Annotated in this window: 15 protein-coding genes; 8 read left to right on the top strand and 7 right to left on the bottom strand. The window is 49.8% G+C overall.

Annotation, left to right across the window (positions count from 1 at the left end; genetic code table 11):
* Positions 1-225: 225 nt before the first annotated feature.
* The 6 genes from B2X65_RS06195 (at position 226) to B2X65_RS06170 (ending at position 7,234) form a co-directional block, all read left to right on the top strand.
* Positions 226-1,554 (top strand): PqiA/YebS family transporter subunit, encoded by a 1,329-nt coding sequence (locus B2X65_RS06195; RefSeq protein ID WP_290611327.1) that lies wholly within the window; start codon positions 226-228, stop codon positions 1,552-1,554.
* Positions 1,554-3,227, top strand: coding sequence for an intermembrane transport protein PqiB (pqiB, locus tag B2X65_RS06190; protein ID WP_290611326.1), 1,674 nt, complete (start codon positions 1,554-1,556; stop codon positions 3,225-3,227). The genes B2X65_RS06195 and pqiB overlap by 1 nt, the downstream gene beginning before the upstream one ends.
* Positions 3,224-3,790, top strand: coding sequence for a PqiC family protein (locus tag B2X65_RS06185; protein WP_290611325.1), 567 nt, complete (start codon positions 3,224-3,226; stop codon positions 3,788-3,790). Before pqiB ends, B2X65_RS06185 begins: the two co-directional genes overlap by 4 nt.
* 253 nt (positions 3,791-4,043) lie before the next feature.
* On the top strand, positions 4,044-4,286 hold the full coding sequence (locus B2X65_RS06180; protein WP_290611324.1) for an OadG family protein: 243 nt from the start codon (positions 4,044-4,046) through the stop codon (positions 4,284-4,286).
* Between the two features lie 12 nt (positions 4,287-4,298).
* Entirely contained in the window at positions 4,299-6,080 is a 1,782-nt protein-coding gene (gene oadA, locus B2X65_RS06175) for a sodium-extruding oxaloacetate decarboxylase subunit alpha (RefSeq protein WP_290611323.1), read from the top strand.
* Between the two features lie 23 nt (positions 6,081-6,103).
* Entirely contained in the window at positions 6,104-7,234 is a 1,131-nt protein-coding gene (locus tag B2X65_RS06170; RefSeq protein WP_290611322.1) for a sodium ion-translocating decarboxylase subunit beta, read from the top strand.
* A gap of 77 nt (positions 7,235-7,311) precedes the next feature.
* Here the strand turns inward: B2X65_RS06170 and B2X65_RS06165 are convergent, their stop codons facing one another.
* Together B2X65_RS06165 and B2X65_RS06160 are read right to left on the bottom strand one after the other, a co-directional pair.
* On the bottom strand, positions 7,312-8,394 hold the full coding sequence (locus B2X65_RS06165) for an anhydro-N-acetylmuramic acid kinase (protein ID WP_290611321.1): 1,083 nt from the start codon (positions 8,392-8,394) through the stop codon (positions 7,312-7,314).
* A gap of 12 nt (positions 8,395-8,406) precedes the next feature.
* Positions 8,407-9,747 (bottom strand): peptidoglycan DD-metalloendopeptidase family protein, encoded by a 1,341-nt coding sequence (locus tag B2X65_RS06160; protein ID WP_290611320.1) that lies wholly within the window; start codon positions 9,745-9,747, stop codon positions 8,407-8,409.
* 147 nt (positions 9,748-9,894) lie between these two features.
* On the opposite strand from B2X65_RS06160, the gene tyrS reads away from it, so the two are divergent.
* Positions 9,895-11,097: a tyrosine--tRNA ligase gene (gene tyrS / locus B2X65_RS06155; protein ID WP_290611318.1), complete on the top strand. Its 1,203-nt coding sequence runs from the start codon at positions 9,895-9,897 to the stop codon at positions 11,095-11,097.
* Between the two features lie 165 nt (positions 11,098-11,262).
* Positions 11,263-13,980 (top strand): aconitate hydratase AcnA, encoded by a 2,718-nt coding sequence (acnA, locus tag B2X65_RS06150; protein ID WP_290611317.1) that lies wholly within the window; start codon positions 11,263-11,265, stop codon positions 13,978-13,980.
* 32 nt (positions 13,981-14,012) lie between these two features.
* On the opposite strand, the gene B2X65_RS06145 is transcribed toward acnA, so the two are convergent.
* From B2X65_RS06145 to B2X65_RS06125, 5 genes are all read right to left on the bottom strand, one after another.
* The gene (locus B2X65_RS06145) at positions 14,013-14,720 is read right to left on the bottom strand and encodes a transporter substrate-binding domain-containing protein (RefSeq protein ID WP_290611316.1); all 708 of its coding nucleotides are present in this window, start codon (positions 14,718-14,720) and stop codon (positions 14,013-14,015) included.
* A gap of 232 nt (positions 14,721-14,952) precedes the next feature.
* Entirely contained in the window at positions 14,953-15,771 is an 819-nt protein-coding gene (locus B2X65_RS06140; RefSeq protein ID WP_290611315.1) for an NAD-dependent epimerase/dehydratase family protein, read from the bottom strand.
* Positions 15,772-17,079 carry a mechanosensitive ion channel family protein gene (locus B2X65_RS06135; protein WP_290611314.1) on the bottom strand — a complete coding sequence of 436 codons (1,308 nt, stop codon included), beginning with the start codon at positions 17,077-17,079 and terminating at the stop codon, positions 15,772-15,774. It lies immediately after the preceding gene.
* 9 nt (positions 17,080-17,088) lie between these two features.
* Entirely contained in the window at positions 17,089-17,991 is a 903-nt protein-coding gene (locus tag B2X65_RS06130; protein ID WP_290611313.1) for an AEC family transporter, read from the bottom strand.
* On the bottom strand, positions 17,984-18,253 hold the full coding sequence (locus B2X65_RS06125; RefSeq protein WP_290611312.1) for a GIY-YIG nuclease family protein: 270 nt from the start codon (positions 18,251-18,253) through the stop codon (positions 17,984-17,986). Before B2X65_RS06125 ends, B2X65_RS06130 begins: the two co-directional genes overlap by 8 nt.
* Between the last annotated feature and the right edge of the window lie 41 nt (positions 18,254-18,294).

The raw sequence follows: 18,294 nt of genomic DNA, 5'->3' as shown, positions 1-18,294 counted from the left end.
TGGCCCGAAGGGCAGGCGGCAGGATAGCCGCCTGCAATCCTCCTGCGTCCACCATATACGAAGAACCCGCTACGGCTAACGCCTTAGCGGGTTTTTTTATACGTGCCCAATATGGAATTTTCTTTTCATTCAGCCTCTGCTTATCTGCAAAGTGTTATATACTGCTGATTATATAAGGTAACTTCGCTACACGATTACCTATAACACTGCAGCTCAGGTTAACCCGTGAACACTACTGCCACCTTATCAGCATGTCAGACTCATGGTTCGGATCAGAACACAGATCCGCGGCCTGACGAACTGGTATTGTGTCCACATTGTGATGTGCTGCAGTACCTGCCGGCATTGATACCAGGTGAACAAGCCCATTGTTTGCGTTGCCAGCATCAGCTGGACGCCCGCCAACCTAACCCGATTATGCGCCCGGCGTTGTATGCGACATCCGCCTTATTAATGCTATTGCTGGCCAATCTGTTTCCCTTTGTCAGTATGGCGCTGGCTGGCACTCGCAGTGAAATTCATTTCTTTGATACCTCGGCGGTGCTGTTTACCGAGTATCAACAAATATTGTCCATTCTGGTTTGGCTGTTTATTCAGGCGGTTCCGGCATTTTGTATGCTGGCTATTATTTATCTGAAACTGGGTATGCGTTATCAACTGCCAGCGCGTATCTGGGTAGCCAGGGTGCTGTTTATGCTGAAGCCCTGGAGCATGGTCGATATTTTTCTGATGGGCTTGTTAATCAGCTTCGTTAAGCTGGTGGCTACTGCAGAAATTTCGCTGGGCATGAGCTTCTGGGCGTTCTGCCTGTTTTGTTTGTTGCATTTGCGCACATTTCAGGTACTGGATCGCCATGCGCTCTGGGCGAGTATCGCGCCCAGTCCGCAACCTGATGTTGCCGTAAAAGCTGGCCGCACGGGCTTGGACCAACAGTTAAAATTATGTCATTGTTGTACCGCTGTAGTGCCGCTTGCACAGCGTCATTGCAGCCGATGCCATACCAAGGTAACTGTTCGCATGCCAGCCAGTTTACAGAAAACCCTGGCCTTACTTATTACTGCCTGCGTGCTGTATGTACCGGCTAATATGTTACCAATTATGCGCACTGTGTCATTTGGCGATGTTACCGACTCCACCATAATTAGTGGTTTTATTCTGATGTGGCAGGATGGCGAATATCCGGTCGCCATTATTATTTTCCTGGCCAGCGTGGTTATTCCGATTATTAAAATTGTGCTGATGTTTTGGCTGTGTTACCTGGCTGCTAAATCAAAACAAACCGCAGCAAAATATAGTGGTAATGTCTACCGGTTAGTTGACTGGGTTGGCCGTTGGTCCATGGTAGATGTATTAGTGGTTGCGTTTATGGCGGCATTAGTGCGCTTTGGTTTATTGGCCAGTGTGTATCCGGGTGTTGGCGCCCTGGTCTTCGCCGCTGTGGTCATTACCACGATGCTGGCGGCCGTCAGTTTTGACCCTCGCCTGCTATGGGACAATCAACAGATAGCGGCAGATAAACCGATGCAATACAGACAAGCAGAAGGAAAGGTATAGTGACTGAGTCCGGACAGGTAAAGGCGAACGTCAGGGTGATTAAACAGTGGTCTCCTATCTGGGTAGTACCAATAGCGGCCGTTTTAATTGGTCTGTGGATGTTGTTTAGCCATTTTCAGCATCAGGGCGTGATGTTATTGCTGGTGGCTGAAGATGCCGAAGGGATCGTCGCGGGTAAAACTCAGATTAAAAATCGTAGTGTTGATGTGGGTCAGGTCGTGTCGGTTGAACTGAGTGAAGACTTAACTCAGGTATTAATTCAGGCCCGGATGAAACCAAATATGTCGCCGCTGCTGAACGCCGGTTCGCAGTTCTGGGTAGTGAAGCCACAAGTAGGGCGAGGCGGAGTCACCGGGCTTAACACACTGTTATCCGGAGTTTATATTGAATTGCAGCCCGGTGATACTGGCGACACCCAGCTTAGTCACCCGCTATTAAATTCTCCGCCGGTTGCACCGGCCGATGCGCCTGGTGTTCGGGTTAATTTAAATTCTGCTGACACCACAGGCCTGGCGGTGGGTGACCCGGTATTGTACCGTGGTTATGAGGTAGGGACCGTGGAATTAAGTGACTTTAACGTAGCAGAGCGTCGTACCCAGTTTCAGCTTTTTATTCGTGAGCCCTATGATCAGCTGGTTACTGACAATATCCGCTTTTGGTTAAGCAGTGGCCTCGCTTTTGATTTGTCCGCGGAGGGCCTGAGCGTTGATATCGGCTCGGCGACTACCCTGTTAACCGGTGGTGTTAGTTTTGACTTAATGGATGGCTGGCCTGCGGGAGAGCGGGTAACCGACGGGGCGGAATTTCAGTTATTTCCTGATAAGCAAAGTATTCAGGAGGGGATGTACAGCCAATATATCGAATACCTGGTGTTCTTCGACGAGTCTGTACGAGGCCTCAAAGCAGGGGCGCCAGTGGAATATCGTGGCGTCAGGGTAGGCACCGTAGCGACGGTACCTTTTTTCTTTGCCATTGATAAACCGTTTGAAGTCTCACTGCAGCAGGGCGTGCCGGTGCTTATTCGGATCGAATCGGCAAGGTTGTATGAAAAATTAAATTTATCACAGCTTGATACTGAGTTGCGCCGTGCGATTGAAGATGGCTTACACGCCGTATTAAAAACCGGCAATTTAATTACCGGTGCCCTTTATATTGACCTTGATATGAACGGCAGCTGGCGCGAGGACAAAGCGCGCCAGCAGTTATTCAGCGAGCAGCAGCAGCTCAGTACATCGGTGGGTTATCCGGCACTGCCCTCGGCTCGCAGTGGTTTTAGTAATATGGAGCAGAAACTGCTGATGGCACTGGATAAAATTAATAACCTGCCGGTTGAATCGATGCTGGCACAGGGAGAGCAAACCCTGGCCGCAACCAATGATGTAATGGAAAATGCCCAGCAACTGATGGTCAGCATGCAAGCGCTGGTCGATCAGCCACAGCTGCAACAGCTGCCAGCAGATATCCAGTTAAGTTTACAGCAGCTGCGTGATACCTTGCAGGGTTTTAGTCCTGAAGGGGCGGCATACGGCAGTGTTAATGCCAATTTGCAGGCGCTGGAGCAGGTTTTGCGGGAATTACAACCGGTGATTAAAACCCTGAATCAACAGAGTAATTCGTTAATCTTCAATGCCAGTGACCAGCCTGAACCTGAACCAAGGAAAGCCAGACAATGAAATTACTCTTGACCATGCTGCTTGTCAGCGGTTTAGTTGCCTGTAGCAGCCCGCCACCAGTGAGCTATTATCAGCTTAGTGCACCGCAACCGCCGCGGCTCAACCCTGAGCAGCGGCAGATACCTGAGCAAAGCCTGCACTTACAACCGGTTTTGGTGGCAAACTATTTAAATGGCGCGGGCCTGGTAATGCAACGCTCTGAGGTAGAGCTGGTTATTGCCAGTCGTCATTTATGGGCGGATGCACTGGATCAGCAAATGTATCGGTTGCTGGCCGAGCAACTTCAGGCGAGAATACCGGCGTTGCAGCTAAGCCCGGTTAGCATCGCCTCTGATATGCGACTGCAGCTGACCGTCGATCGGTTTCATGCGCAGAATGATGGCGTTGCGGTGATCAGTGGTTATTACACCCTGCTTTCAGGCGACAAGCGTGCTACCCAGCGCTTTAGTTATCAGCAACCATTAACAGCGGACGGTTATCCGGCAATGGTAAGTGCGCTAAGTGCCGGCTGGCAGCAGTTAGTCGATGATCTGGTAGAAGATCTCAGGCAGCAGCACTTGTAATCAGTATTGCTTCAGGGTATCTTTCTGGACGGCTAGACGCTAATAAGTCTTTGGTGATTCGCAGCCGAAATGGCTGGCATCACGCAGTTCTATTATTCAGCCCGCTTACTTGGCGCCATAATGCGGGTACTAATCACGGCAGTCAGGCAACGGCCAGACTATGCGGTTTGCATTGGTTATACAGGCATGAAACACTTGCTGGCTTAAAGCACGGGTTGGCTGAACACACACTTTGGAAAAGGAGAGCACACAGATGGTAACTGATTTATTACTCGAGTCAGCCTCGCTGATGGTAATTGGCATGGTAAGTGTGTTTACTTTTTTACTGCTGCTGGTGTTGCTGATGACCGCGATGAGCAGCTTACTTCGGCGTTATTCGCCGGCCAGGATTGTGACCCCGGGTGGCAAAACCGAGCCGGCAACGCATGGTGTATCACCTGCGGTCGTTGCGGCTATCAGTGCTGCAGTGCACCAATATCGCCAACAACATAAATAAGAGGAAGCTGGCATGTCGAAGCCTTTATTATTAACTGAGTTAGTGTTGCGCGACGCGCACCAGTCTTTACTGGCTACCCGCCTGCGTCTGGAAGATATGCTACCTATTGCCGGCAAACTTGATCAGGTGGGTTATTGGTCAATGGAGTCCTGGGGTGGCGCAACATTCGACTCTTGTATTCGTTATCTGGGTGAAGATCCCTGGCATCGGATCCGTGAGCTGAAAAAAGCCATGCCAAATACCAAGCAGCAAATGCTGTTACGCGGCCAGAATTTACTGGGTTATCGGCACTATGCTGATGATGTGGTCAAAGCATTTGTTGAACGGGCCCATGCTAATGGCGTCGATGTATTCCGTATTTTCGATGCAATGAACGATATCCGCAATCTGCAAACGGCTGTACAGGCAGCAATCAGTGTTGGCGCACATGCTCAGGGCACCATTTCTTATACAGTTAGCCCGGTACATACCATTGATATGTGGGTTGATATGGCCCGCCAGTTAGAAGATATGGGTTGTGATTCCATTTTCATAAAAGACATGGCCGGTTTGCTCAAGCCTTACGTCGCTGAGGAGTTAGTGACCCGGATAAAAGAAGCGACCAATATTCCACTGGCAATGCAATGCCATGCAACAACTGGGCTTAGCACCGCCACGTACCAGAAATCGATAGATGCCGGTATTGATATGCTGGATACCGCGATATCATCAATGAGTATGACCTATGGTCATAGTGCTACCGAAACCATGGTGGCAATAACCGAGGGTACTGAGCGTGATACCGGCCTTAATCTGGAGTTATTGGCTGAAATTGCGGCGTACTTCAGAGACGTACGAAAAAAATATGCCCGCTTTGAAGGCTCATTGAAAGGCGTTGACGCCCGGATTTTACTGGCGCAAGTGCCAGGTGGCATGTTGACCAATATGGAAAGCCAGTTAAAAGAACAGGGCGCGCTGGATAAACTCGATGACGTGCTAAAAGAAATCCCCAGAGTTCGGGAAGATTTAGGTTTTTTACCACTGGTCACTCCCACCTCCCAAATTGTTGGCACTCAGGCAGTGCTGAATATATTAACTGGCGAACGTTATAAAAGTATCACCAAAGAGACGGCGGGTGTGCTTAAGGGCGAATATGGTGCCACTCCGGCTCCGGTTAACCAGGAACTGCAGCAAAAGGTGCTTGATGGTGCTAAACCGATCACCTGCCGGCCAGCTGATTTACTTGAGCCTGAACTTGATAGGCTTAACAGCGAGTTGCTGGATATTGCCAAAGCCGAGTCGATTGATTTAGCAAAAGATACTATTGACGATGTGCTGACCTATGCCTTGTTCCCACAAGTTGGTCTGAAGTTTTTGAAAAACCGCAACAACCCGGCGGCCTTTGAACCGGCTCCTGAAGAGGAAGATGACACTACGGGTCAGGCGCCCGGCAAACCTAAAACGGCAACGTCTGGTCCGGCTGCATACAGTGTTCGGGTTGACGGTAAGGCTTATGAAGTTGAAGTGGCACCCAGTGGTGAGCTGAACAGCATTAAGCCTGTGGTGTCAGAAAATATTCCCGGCAGTGCCTCGGTTACCGGTGGCGCCACGTTAAATGCACCGCTTGCCGGCAATATCTGGAAAATTACCACCAAAGTTGGCGCGACCGTAAAACGCGGCGATGTGGTGATTATTATGGAAGCGATGAAAATGGAAACGGAAGTGCGGGCGGTTGCTGATGGTACCATCGCGAGTATTCATATCGCGGCCGGTGATTCAGTCAGTACTGGCGATGTGCTGATAAGTTATGAGTAGTACTACCGGTTTAAGGAATTTACATGGACGCGCTTAATACCCTGATTGCTTCAACTGGCATCGTGCATTTTACAGTGGGTCAGGTGGTGATGATGTTGGTGGGCTTTTTGCTGCTGTATCTTGCCATCGCCCGCGGTTTTGAACCCTTGCTGCTGCTGCCTATTGGCTTTGGTGCTATTTTAACGAATATCCCATTGGCCGGCATGGGTGAGCCGGGTGGCTTGCTGTATATGATCTATGAAGTTGGCATTGGCACCGGCATTTTCCCGCTGTTAATATTTATGGGTGTTGGCGCAATGACCGATTTCAGCGCGTTGATAGCCAATCCACGAATGCTGTTTTTAGGCGCTGCTGCCCAGTTTGGTATTTTTGCCACACTGTTCGGTGCCATTGCGCTCAATTGGGTGCCGGGGTTAAGCTTTACCTTAAAAGAAGCGTCAGCTATTGCAATTATTGGTGGTGCTGATGGCCCGACCGCGATTTTTCTGGCATCAAAGCTGGCGCCTGACCTACTTGGCGCTATCGCGGTCGCCGCCTATTCTTATATGGCATTGGTACCTATTATCCAGCCACCCATTATGAAAGCCCTGACCAGTAAAGCAGAGCGGGAAATTCAAATGACCCAGTTGCGCTCGGTGGGCAAGCGGGAAAAAATTATTTTCCCATTGATGCTAATACTGCTGACTATTTTGTTACTACCAACCGCAGCGCCGTTAATTGGCATGTTCTGTTTGGGTAACCTGATGCGCGAAGCGGGTGTCGTTGAGCGTTTAAGCAAAACTGCCCAAAATGAGTTGATTAATATTGTGACCATTTTCCTGGGCCTGGCCGTGGGTTCAAAGCTTAGCGCCGATAAGTTTTTGACCACCCAAACCCTGGGTATTCTGATATTAGGCGCAATAGCCTTTGCTATCGGCACGGCGACGGGTGTGTTAATGGCTAAGTTGATGGCGAAATTATCTAAACAACCCATTAACCCATTAATCGGTGCTGCCGGGGTATCAGCAGTGCCCATGGCGGCGCGGGTCGTCAATAAAGTAGGCTTACAGGCAAACCCACATAATTTCCTGTTAATGCATGCTATGGGGCCCAATGTGGCAGGGGTTATTGGCTCTGCGGTCGCTGCAGGTATTTTGCTGGCGTTAGTTGGTTAGAAGCCGGTTAAGCAAGTTAACGGCGTATAGCTATATTACCACACACTCGTTTTATTAATTCGGGGCGCAATATTGCCTTAAGGTAAGAACGCAACCCCCAGCACACAGTCTTTGCTGGCACCGGTAACCTCGGGCAGGTTACCGGGTATGTTATGCTGATAAGCCCAGGCCAGCCAGGCAAACGCCAGCGCCTCTACCCAGTCCGGATCCACACCTAAGGTGTTGGTGCTGCTTACCGTGCAATTGGGTAGCAGTGAGGCTAAATCAGCCATTAGTACCTGGTTATGCACCCCTCCACCACACACAAACACCTGCTGCATCTGCTGATGTTGTACGGCATCACTGATGCTTTGTGCCGTTAAACGACATAAGGTGCGCTGTACATCGGCTGGGTTATAGCGTTCAGGTTGAAATTGTTGCAACCAGGCAAGATTAAAATATTCGCGACCTGTGCTCTTCGGGGCAGCTTTGGAAAAGTAGGGATCGGCCAGCATTTCAGTCAGCAAATCAGGGAGCAGTTGCCCTTCACTGCAAAACTCACCGTTATTATCATAAGGCTGATTACGGCAGCGCATTACCCAATTATCCAGCAGCGCATTACCCGGACCGGTATCGAAACCGGTTACCCCGTCATCAGCGGGTAACAGGCTGACATTAGCTATGCCGCCAATATTCACAATGACCCGCTGCTGCTTTGGGTTTTGAAAGACCGCACGATGAAAAGCCGGTACCAGCGGTGCACCCTGACCCCCATAGGCAATGTCTTTACGGCGAAAATCGGCAATCACCGGAATTTGGCAGAGCATTGCCAGCTTATGCATATCACCAATCTGGTAACTGAACGGAAACGGCGCATCGGGGCGGTGGCGGACGGTCTGGCCATGGCAGCCAATAGCGGCGATAGCGCTGGCAGCAACACCTGCTTTTGTAAGCAGCGCTTTGACACTAGCGGCGTAACAATGAGCCAACTTCTGCTCGGCCAGGCCAAGTTGTTCAATTTCGTTATCGCCGGGTTGGCATAACTGCTGAAGTTGTAATTTAAGTTCGGTAGGAAACGGATGCAGCAGACTGCATACTAAGCGAGGCTCAGGGCTGAAACTGACCAGCACCAGGTCGATACCATCAAGGCTGGTGCCGGACATCATGCCGATGTAGTACATGGCGTTGCTGCCTTATGGCGCTATCTTAGCTAATAACACCCGTTCTTTGGTCTGTAGCTCGGCCAGCACCGGTGCTGCGTTGGCAACAAATAGGTCCCGTTCTTCACCTTGCAGCGGGTTAGCCTGTGGCAGCTTTACCGTGCGGGGATTGCGATGCACACCATTTAGCAAAAACTCATAGTGCAAATGCGCTCCGGTAACCCGACCGGTAGCACCCAGTCGGCCAATCGTTTCACTTTGCTTTACTCTGTCACCGACTTTAACGTTGCGCCGGGATAAATGCAGATATTTCGTCACAATATTATTGGCGTGTTTAATAAACACATAGTTGCCATTTAAGTTGTTATAACCTGAGTGGGTTACTTTGCCATCGCCAGCCGCCATAATAGGGGTACCAACCGGCGCGACGTAGTCTACGCCATTATGAGCCCGAACTTTACCGAGCACCGGGTGTAAGCGGCGCGGATTAAAGTTTGAACTGACATACTGAAAGCTAACGGGGGCACGCAGAAACGCCTGGCGCATGCTGGCACCATCGGGTTTGTAATAATTGCCGTCGGTGTGCCGGACCGCCTGAATCACCTGGCCCTGATTCTGGAATTGGGCGGCAATGATAGTGCCATAACCAACAAAATCACCATCAACGTAATTGGTTTGATACAGCACACTAAAGCTGTCGCCGGCCCGTAAATCCAGGCCGAAATCGATATCCCAGCCAAAAATTCCGGCCAGATTCATAATTTGCGCTTCTGATAACCCGGCTTCAATGCCGGCACTCCAGAAGCTGGATTTAATTTCTGCACTGGCAAACTGTTGGCGGTGTTCGACGGTTTTTTCCAGCTCTTGCGCCATAAACTGACCTTGTGGATCACGGCTTATGCGTAGCGTTTTCAGTTTGTTGATGGCGTAACGTAACTCGGTCAGCTCACCCTGCTCATTTAAGCCGAACTCCAGCGTTTCACCGGGGAACAGTCTGGTCAGTGTTTTTGTGGTATCCCCCAATGCCAGAATGGCCAGCATGGTTTGCTGACTGACATTGGCTTTCTTGAATAAACTAGATAGTACATCGCCGCGTTGAACCTGCAGGCTGGACCACTGCAAATTATCTTCTGCAGCAAGATCATCAATGACGTCAGGCTCGATGGCTTCATCGGTATCACTTTCGTTAACCAACTGTTGAGTCTGAGGAATAGCTAAACTGTAGCGTTTGCCAATTTCCAGCGAGTTACTGTGCGTGCTTTTTGACGCAGCCGCCTGCTCAGACGGCAGTAACAAAATAATGGCTAAACATACCGACACGGCGAGAATTAACGCACGGTGTTGAGAAGGAATTTTTGCTACCAGTTGCCGCATAAGCCCCGTCATCTGTTGTAAATGCACAAAAACCGAGCATAAACGTTTTTTTTCGAAGATACCAGAGTTTTGTGCGTTTCCCCTGGCTGGAACATGCTATAGAATGGCGGTTGTTTAGACAAAATAGCACTAAGTCAGGAGTTTAAAATGGCCGATTGGGCACAGGCGTTAGCTGAATTAAAACGCGGCTGCGAGGAAATCTTGCTGGAAGAGGAGCTTATTGCCAAGTTAAAAACCGGCAAGCCGCTAAAAGTAAAGGCTGGCTTTGATCCGACTGCGCCTGATTTGCATTTAGGTCATACCGTGCTGATTAATAAATTACGCACTTTTCAGCAACTGGGCCATGAAGTGATTTTTCTGATCGGTGACTTTACCGGCATGATTGGTGATCCCAGCGGTAAAAATGTGACCCGTAAACCGTTAAGCAGGGAAGATGTGCTGGCAAACGCTGAAACCTATAAAGAACAGGTATTTAAGATACTTGATCCGGCAAAAACCCGGGTCGCGTTTAATTCACAGTGGATGGGGGAGCTGGGCGCAGCCGGCATGATTAAACTGGCCTCACGCCAGACCGTTGCCCGGATGCTGGAGCGGGACGATTTTAAAAAGCGTTTTGCCAATAACCAGTCTATTGCCATTCATGAGTTCTTATATCCGTTAGTGCAGGGCTGGGACTCGGTTGCCTTAGAAGCAGATATTGAAATGGGCGGGACCGACCAGCGTTTCAATTTACTGATGGGTCGTGAGTTGCAAAAAGACGAAGGCCAGCGGCCGCAGACAGTGATGATGGTACCGTTGCTCGAAGGGTTAGACGGCGTGCAGAAAATGTCTAAGTCGTTAGGCAACTATGTGGGTATCACTGATACGCCAACGGAAATGTTTGGCAAAATTATGTCAATTTCCGATGAGCTGATGTGGCGCTATTACGACTTACTGAGTTTCCGGCCATTGTCAGAGATAACCGAGTTAAAGCAGCAAATGACACAAGGCGTTAACCCACGTGACATTAAAATCAGCCTGGCAAAAGAAATTATTGCCAGGTTTCATGATGAAGCTGCAGCAGAAGCCGCCCATCATGATTTTACGCAGCGTTTTAGCAAGAATGCCTTGCCTGATGATATTCCGCAGCTTACCGTCAGTGCTGAAGGTGACAGCATGCCCATCGCTAACCTGTTAAAAGAAGCTGGGTTAGTCGCAAGCACCTCAGAAGCGCTGCGCATGATTAAACAAGGCGCAGTGAAGCTGAACGGCGATACCAGAATAGACGATACCCGGCTCGAGGTGACAAAAGGCAGCACCGCGATTTATCAGGTCGGAAAACGGAAGTTTGCTAAAGTTACCCTGAGTTAATGTCGTTTTGACACGATAGTGTTGAATCGCTTGTCAGCAGGCCGCCATCGTGCGGCCTTTTTATTGGCTGTTGCCAGCTAAAATTTACGGACGTGTTGCCTTGCTTTTTCGCATCTGCGCCCCGATGCACTACACTTGATGAAGACGCAATAACCGAGGAATGTTATGAGCCAGAGTAATCCCTACGCCGACGTGCTGAAAGTTGCTGAGCAGGAGTACCAGATTTTCAGCCTAACCAAAGCTGCTACCCGTCATGGTACGGTTGACCGCTTACCCTTTTGCTTAAAAGTGCTGCTGGAGAACCTGCTGCGCAATACCGATGCGGATACCGTAACTGAGCAAGATATTCAGGCGCTGGTCGACTGGCAGAAACACGGCCATGCAGATCGGGAAATTGCTTTTCGCCCAGCCAGAGTATTGATGCAGGATTTTACCGGGGTACCGGCGGTTGTTGATTTGGCAGCGATGCGGGCGGCCGTGGCAGAGCTGGGTGAAGATCCGCAGAAAATTAATCCGTTATCGCCGGTGGATTTGGTCATTGATCATTCGGTGATGGTCGACCATTTCGCAACAGAAGACGCATTCAAACAGAATGTGGCCATAGAAATGGAACGTAATTTTGAACGGTATACTTTTTTACGCTGGGGTCAGCAAGCCTTTGCTAACTTTAAAGTCGTGCCGCCGGGCACCGGTATTTGCCATCAGGTAAACCTGGAGTATCTCGGCCAAAGTGTCTGGGCGAAAGATACCGAGCAAGGCACGCAAGCCTATCCGGATACCCTGGTCGGTACCGACTCGCACACCACCATGATAAACGCCCTTGGTGTGTTAGGCTGGGGTGTCGGTGGCATTGAAGCAGAAGCAGCGATGCTCGGCCAGCCGGTATCGATGCTGATCCCGGAAGTCGTCGGTCTGGAATTTACCGGTAAGCTTGCTGCCGGCATTACGGCAACGGACTTGGTATTAACCGTTACCGAGTTGCTGCGCAAACACGGTGTTGTTGGCAAATTTGTCGAGTTTTTTGGCGATGGCCTGGATCATCTGAGCCTGGCTGACCGGGCGACCATTGCCAATATGGCACCAGAATACGGCGCGACCTGCGGCTTCTTTCCGGTAGACCAGATAACCCTGGATTATATGGCATTAACCGGTCGGGACGAGAAAGTCATTGCCAGAGTAAAAGCCTATTGTCAGGCGCAGGGCCTGTGGCGTAAGCCGGGCCACAAGGCAACCTATACCGACGTGCTGCACCTGGATTTAAGTAAAGTAGTGCCGTCACTGGCTGGCCCGAAACGGCCACAGGATAAAGTCAGTTTACCGGCCCTGAAACAACATTGTGATGATGTATTGGCACTGCAGCTGAAAGCCGCAAATGAGCGTGAAGCAAAAATGGTTGAAGAGGGCGGTGGTCAGCCACAGCCGGAAGATAATGATGACCACGTTGAACTCGATGGTCAGCGAATTAAGCTGGATCACCATGCTGTTGTTATTGCTGCGATTACCTCCTGTACCAATACGTCCAATCCCAGTGTGCTGATGGCCGCGGGCTTGCTGGCAAAGAACGCACTTAAAAAGGGCTTAAACCGCAAGCCCTGGGTGAAAAGTTCGTTGGCACCCGGCTCAAAGGTGGTAACGCGCTATCTTGAAAAAGCCGGTCTGATGACGTCACTGGAGCAACTGGGTTTTAATCTGGTAGGGTATGGCTGCACAACCTGTATTGGTAATTCCGGGCCGCTGGCTAAAGAACTGGAGCAGGCAATCACTGACAATAACCTTAATGTGTCAGCAGTATTGTCCGGTAACCGTAATTTCGAAGGGCGGATCCATCCGTTTATTCAGTCTAACTGGTTAGCCTCACCGCCGCTGGTGGTGGCGTTTGCGTTGGCAGGCACGGTTAATATTGATCTTAGCAAAGAGCCGATCGGCGATGATAAAGATGGCAAACCGGTTTACCTGAAAGATATCTGGCCCAGTAATCAGGACATTGCCGATGAAGTCGCCAAAGTTCAGAGTGACATGTTTAAAAGCGAATATGCTGATGTGTTCAGTGGCGATGCGACATGGCAGGATATTGAGGTACCCAAAGATAAAACCTATACCTGGCCAGAATCGAGTTATATTCGCCAGCCCAGCTTTTTTCAGGGAATGGGCCGCGAGCCAGAACCGGTAAAAGACATCAGTGAGGCACGGGTACTGGCGTTGCTGGGCGATTCAGTAACAACCGACCATATCTCGCCGGCAGGTAGCATTAAAGAAAGCAGCCCGGCCGGGCGTTATCTGAAAGGGCTTGGCATCAGTAAAGCAGACTTTAACTCTTACGGCTCACGGCGCGGCAACCACGAAGTGATGGTACGGGGTACCTTTGCCAATGTCAGAATTCGCAATGAAATGGTACCTGGCACCGAAGGTGGGGTAACACTGCATCAGCCTTCAAAGGAGCAAATGGATATCTATGATGCGGCAGAGCGTTATCGGCAGCAGAAAACGCCGCTGGTGGTGGTGGCAGGCAAAGAATACGGTACCGGTTCGTCAAGGGACTGGGCAGCTAAAGGCACCTTGTTACTGGGAGTCCGGGCAGTGCTGGCGGAGTCTTACGAGCGGATCCACCGTTCAAATCTAATCGGGATGGGGGTACTTCCGCTGCAGTTTCTGGCAGGGGTTGATCGTAAGCATTTGCAACTGACCGGTGCGGAAACCTTTAGTATCAGTGGCCTGAATAATTTAAAGCCAAAGCAAAAGGTAGCGGTGTTAATTACCTATCCGGATGGCGACCAGCAGAAAATTGACATGCTGTGTCGGATTGATACCGGAAATGAGTTGGCGTACTACCAGCATGGCGGTATTTTACATTACGTATTACGCCGGATGATTGGCACAGCGTAGCAGGGTGTTAATGGTAAAAAGCTGACGTAACGTCAGCTTTTTTGTTTAATGGCTGTGGCCTGTTTTGCGTACTGACGGCACTCAATTACGGCTTTATTGACCCGCGGCAGGTTAGCATCGGCAAATTCAGGCGACAGATAAAAACCCGCATCGCGGGTGTAGTAGTTATAAAGTTGCAAATTATGTTCTGTTGCATCAGCTTGCATTTCAGACTGCAACTCCTCTGCCAGAGGTTGCGGCACGGCCAGCATTTCGACCCGGTTCATTTTCAATAAAGGCAGCAACTGCTGATAGTCATAAACCTGATGAATATACAGGTAGTTATTACTTTGCAGGTAGTTTAACTGGGGCGAACCGCGTTTTACGCCAATGGTCTGGTTTTTAGCCTGCCCTTGTTGTAATACCTCTTCTGCCACTACTCCGGTTTTATAAACAAAGTAGTCATCATCTTTGGTCAGCCAGACGCTGGATTTTAAATAGCTGTCTCGTTCAGCGGTAAAGCCCATCGGATAAATCAGATCCAGTTCATTTTCACGGGTGAGTTTTAACAACCGATCGGTCGGTAAGTTTTGCCATTCAATATCCACATTCAGCGCTGACTCGATGCAGTTGATAATTTCAGCGTGGCCATACGCCGCCTCTGGCTGGATATTACCCTCGACTACGGTGATCCCCGGGAAAGATTGCACAACGCCACCGCGCAGTGTAAGCGGCTTAGCCCAGAGCAAGGCAGGCAGCATCAGCATACTCAGCAAGGAAATAAGGAGTAATGCTTGCCTGATTAGCGATGTGCTTGTTACTGCTGGTTTAGTTGCAGCTGATTTGATAGTCGTTGTTTTAGCTATTGTCATAAATTAGTTACAACCCTAAATACGCCTGACCCTGATCTGTTATCAGATCGGTAAACGACTAAGTATTTACTAAAAACTCAATTTTGTCAGCTTTATAGTAACAAATCGTCTAAGTAAACCCTTACAACATCGCCAGATAGCCTGCCTGATAATCGGGGTAGTGCCAGTCAAAGCCGGTTTGTTGTAAACGGTTGGCACTCACTCTTTTACTGCCGTTATTGCGGTGTTCGATTGACTGAGGGTTGATCTGCAGTTGCTGCTGTAAAAAATCAATAACCTCAGTATAAGTAGCGGGTTGTAAGTCAGTCAGATTATAAGCATTAGCTACAGTATGCCCTTGCTGGCGCTGCTGAACCAGGTGCACAATGGCCCTGGCACAATCTGACACTTCTATGCGGTTGGTATAGACCGGTTTATTTTCAATAAAATGAATGGCCTTTTTAGCGGCGGTAATCATCATGTTGCGGCCCGGGCCATATAGACCAGCGGGGCGAAGTATGGTGCAGGCAATACCGCTGTTAAACCAAAAATCTTCTGCTTTCACCAGTGTTTTTGCAGTTGGAGTATCGGGTTGTCGCGGACTGTCTTCGGTTACCCATTCACCATTTTGCTGGCCATACACACCGGTAGAGCTGACGACCCAGACATGTGGTGGCTTAGCATGTTGATGTAGCCAGGCTAAAGCGCGCTCGCCTATTGTCAGGTAAGCCTGGCGATAGGCGGTTTCGTTGCGCGCATCTGGCGCAACACAGAGTATTAGATCAGTAAAAGTGCCCGTTATTTCTGGCCAGGGTAGCGTGGCATCGTGCTGAATAAGGCTAATACCTGGCGGGCATTGGGCACTGCGCCGCATCGCGCAAACGGTATTTCCCGCCTGTTGGACGCCCAGTGCAATCCGGCTACCCAAATCTCCCAGACCAACTACTAAAATATCTGCCATTTACTCTTCTTTCGCTGTGATGGGTGCGGCCGCAGGCCAGCCCGATTTAATATGTAAATCACGCTGTGGATACGGAATAGTGATCTTGTTGGCTTTAAAGGCCCGCCATATTGCCAGATTAATATCTGAGCGGATTTCACCGGTGCCTTTTTCCATATCAGCAATCCATACCCGTAGTTGCAACTCAATGCCGCTATCGGCAAACTCCATCAGTCGCACCGTCGGTGGCGGCTCTGTCAGAATGCGTGGTGATACTTTGGCGCATTCTAACATCAGGGATAATGCCTGTTCCGGATCATCGTCATAACTAATTTGTACTTTGATAATGAGTCGGACATTGGTGTCGGCGTAGCTCCAGTTGATCACTTCTGACGTAATCAGATTTTCATTTGGAATTAGGGTATCGACGCCCTCACGGTTGCGCACTACCACATAGCGGGCATTGAGTTGTTCAACCCAGCCAAACTTATCCCCTACGGTAATAATGTCACCAGGCTTAATTGAACGGTCGAATACCAGAATAAAGCCACTGATAAAATTGGACGCGATACGTTGTAAACCAAAGCCAAGGCCTACACCCAGGGCACCACCAAATACGGCCAGTGAGCTAAGGTTAATACCGACTGCATTCAGGGCCACCAGAAACGCGATGGTGATCAGTAAAAATTTACTGAATTTGGCAAAGCCAACCTGCATGCTGGGGCTAATGTGGGCGGAGCGTTGCACCCGTCGACTGATAAATTCAGCCAGCCAGATCGCCAGGGTAAAGGCCAGTGCAATCATTAAAATCAGTTTTAGCACTGCTAGTACGGAGATGCGGGTTTCGCCGACTGTCATGGCCAGACTTTCCAGCACCGCCAAGATCCCGGGTAACCAGCCTGCCAGATGCAGTAGCACGCCAAACCAGATAATTCCCGCTAATACGTTTTCGGAAGATTTTAGCAACGGGCTGACATTGAACGCTTTACGCAGTATGTAGACCACTAAGCGGATAACAGCCAGGGCTAATAACACCGGTACGGCAACTTCAAGAATTTGCACCGGCAGAGCGTTCATTTCAAATACAATTTTGGCAGGCACTAACACCGCTAGCGCGGTTAGCGGCCATAATAAGCGTTGAATACTGCGCACCGCCAGATGACGCAAACCGGTGTCCAGAACATGTTGTTTTTCTAATAAAGCTTGTAAACGCTGGTTTGCCAATGAGGCCAGCAATAAGGCTGATACGAGTGCCAGCAGCTGCCACCAGAAATCAAATTGTTGCACGCTGGTTAGTACTGACCTGCCGATTTCGTTCAACTTTTCCATAATGTTCCTTTAACGCAGTAACCAATAAACCACGGGGAGCGTTACCAACCCGATTAAAATACCAAAACCAATGATGCCACTGACTAAACGTGGTGCCAGGCCCGCCATAATAGCAATGGCGCCGGCCGAGATCATCGGTGGCATCGCTGCCTGAAAAATACTGATATCTACCGCCAATCCGCTCTGGCCAAGGCTGCGCCAGATTGCCCATGCCAGTAAAGGCATCATCAACAACTTAATGGTCAAGGCTGAGATGAGCGGCGATATTTCGCTTTTGCTAAAACGAAAGCTTAGCTGAAAACCGACAGCAATCATCACAACGGGCACTAAGGTCGCCGCCAGATTGTTTATCAAGGCGTCAGCCAGAGGGGGGACAGTAGCATTTTTCAGTAATAGTCCCACAACCAGCGCAATAAAAGACGGAAAAGAGATAATTTTTATCAGAATGCTTTTGGCAGTTGGTTGGCTAACCTGCGGGCTGTAAATAGCGGCGACGATGGTGACATAAGTGGCCAGGGCGATAAACGAGCCCACTTGGTCATACACCACGGCATAGGGCATGGCAGTGCTGCCAAACAATGCCTGGGTCATCGGGAAGCCTAAAAACGAGGTATTACCCAGCGGCAAAACAATTAACAGCGCGCCGGTAACCTCGCGACTCCAGTTAAACAGTTTACTCAGTAACAGCACTGCCGCAACCACGGTTAATAGCAACAGCCAGGGGGTGAGTGCCGGGATCAACAATTCAGCAGAGAACTGCAACAGTGGTACGTTTTTCAGAATAAGCGCCGGCAGGGCAACATACAACACATAGATATTAAGGACAATGCCGCTATTTTCCGGCATGGCCGGCAACCGTCGCAAGCCAAAGCCAATAACCAGGTACGCCAGTACCAGGTAAAAATTATCCATTACACGGCTCGCTTATCCGCTGCTCTTTTGCAGCTTTTGAAAGTTGTTTTAACTGATACTCAGCCTTGCTGGCCTCGGCCCGGTTAGCCATAACCTGCTGGTAAACCAACTGCAGCGGGCCTTTGCCGCGCAATGCTTTTGCACCGCCTTTCAGTTCACCATTGTGCTGGCGTAACCGGCGCTTAGGATCGGTGCTGATGCCAGTGTAAAGCTGGCCGCCAGCAGTGCGAATCATGTATAAAAACCAAGGTGCTGCTGTCATGCTGCTGAATATCTTGTTATTGGCGCATCTGCTATAATCGC

Source organism: Arsukibacterium sp. UBA3155 (genome assembly GCA_002364615.1).
In the GTDB taxonomy this organism is placed as follows: Bacteria; Pseudomonadota; Gammaproteobacteria; order Enterobacterales; family Alteromonadaceae; genus Alishewanella.
The sequence above is the reverse complement of the archived record's forward strand: the minus strand, read 5'-3'. Positions and strand labels throughout refer to the sequence as shown.

What these genes read in the sequence shown, in the direction of transcription:
- B2X65_RS06185 (WP_290611325.1), top strand. Translation starts at nt 3,224, where the DNA reads ATGAAATTACTCTTGACCATGCTGCTTGTCAGCGGTTTAGTTGCCTGT.
- B2X65_RS06180 (WP_290611324.1), top strand. Translation starts at nt 4,044, where the DNA reads ATGGTAACTGATTTATTACTCGAGTCAGCCTCGCTGATGGTAATTGGC.
- oadA (WP_290611323.1), top strand. Translation starts at nt 4,299, where the DNA reads ATGTCGAAGCCTTTATTATTAACTGAGTTAGTGTTGCGCGACGCGCAC.
- B2X65_RS06170 (WP_290611322.1), top strand. Translation starts at nt 6,104, where the DNA reads ATGGACGCGCTTAATACCCTGATTGCTTCAACTGGCATCGTGCATTTT.
- B2X65_RS06165 (WP_290611321.1), bottom strand. Translation starts at nt 8,394, where the DNA reads ATGTACTACATCGGCATGATGTCCGGCACCAGCCTTGATGGTATCGAC.
- B2X65_RS06160 (WP_290611320.1), bottom strand. Translation starts at nt 9,747, where the DNA reads ATGCGGCAACTGGTAGCAAAAATTCCTTCTCAACACCGTGCGTTAATT.
- tyrS (WP_290611318.1), top strand. Translation starts at nt 9,895, where the DNA reads ATGGCCGATTGGGCACAGGCGTTAGCTGAATTAAAACGCGGCTGCGAG.
- acnA (WP_290611317.1), top strand. Translation starts at nt 11,263, where the DNA reads ATGAGCCAGAGTAATCCCTACGCCGACGTGCTGAAAGTTGCTGAGCAG.
- B2X65_RS06145 (WP_290611316.1), bottom strand. Translation starts at nt 14,720, where the DNA reads ATGCTGCCTGCCTTGCTCTGGGCTAAGCCGCTTACACTGCGCGGTGGC.
- B2X65_RS06140 (WP_290611315.1), bottom strand. Translation starts at nt 15,771, where the DNA reads ATGGCAGATATTTTAGTAGTTGGTCTGGGAGATTTGGGTAGCCGGATT.
- B2X65_RS06135 (WP_290611314.1), bottom strand. Translation starts at nt 17,079, where the DNA reads ATGGAAAAGTTGAACGAAATCGGCAGGTCAGTACTAACCAGCGTGCAA.
- B2X65_RS06130 (WP_290611313.1), bottom strand. Translation starts at nt 17,991, where the DNA reads ATGGATAATTTTTACCTGGTACTGGCGTACCTGGTTATTGGCTTTGGC.
- B2X65_RS06125 (WP_290611312.1), bottom strand. Translation starts at nt 18,253, where the DNA reads ATGACAGCAGCACCTTGGTTTTTATACATGATTCGCACTGCTGGCGGC.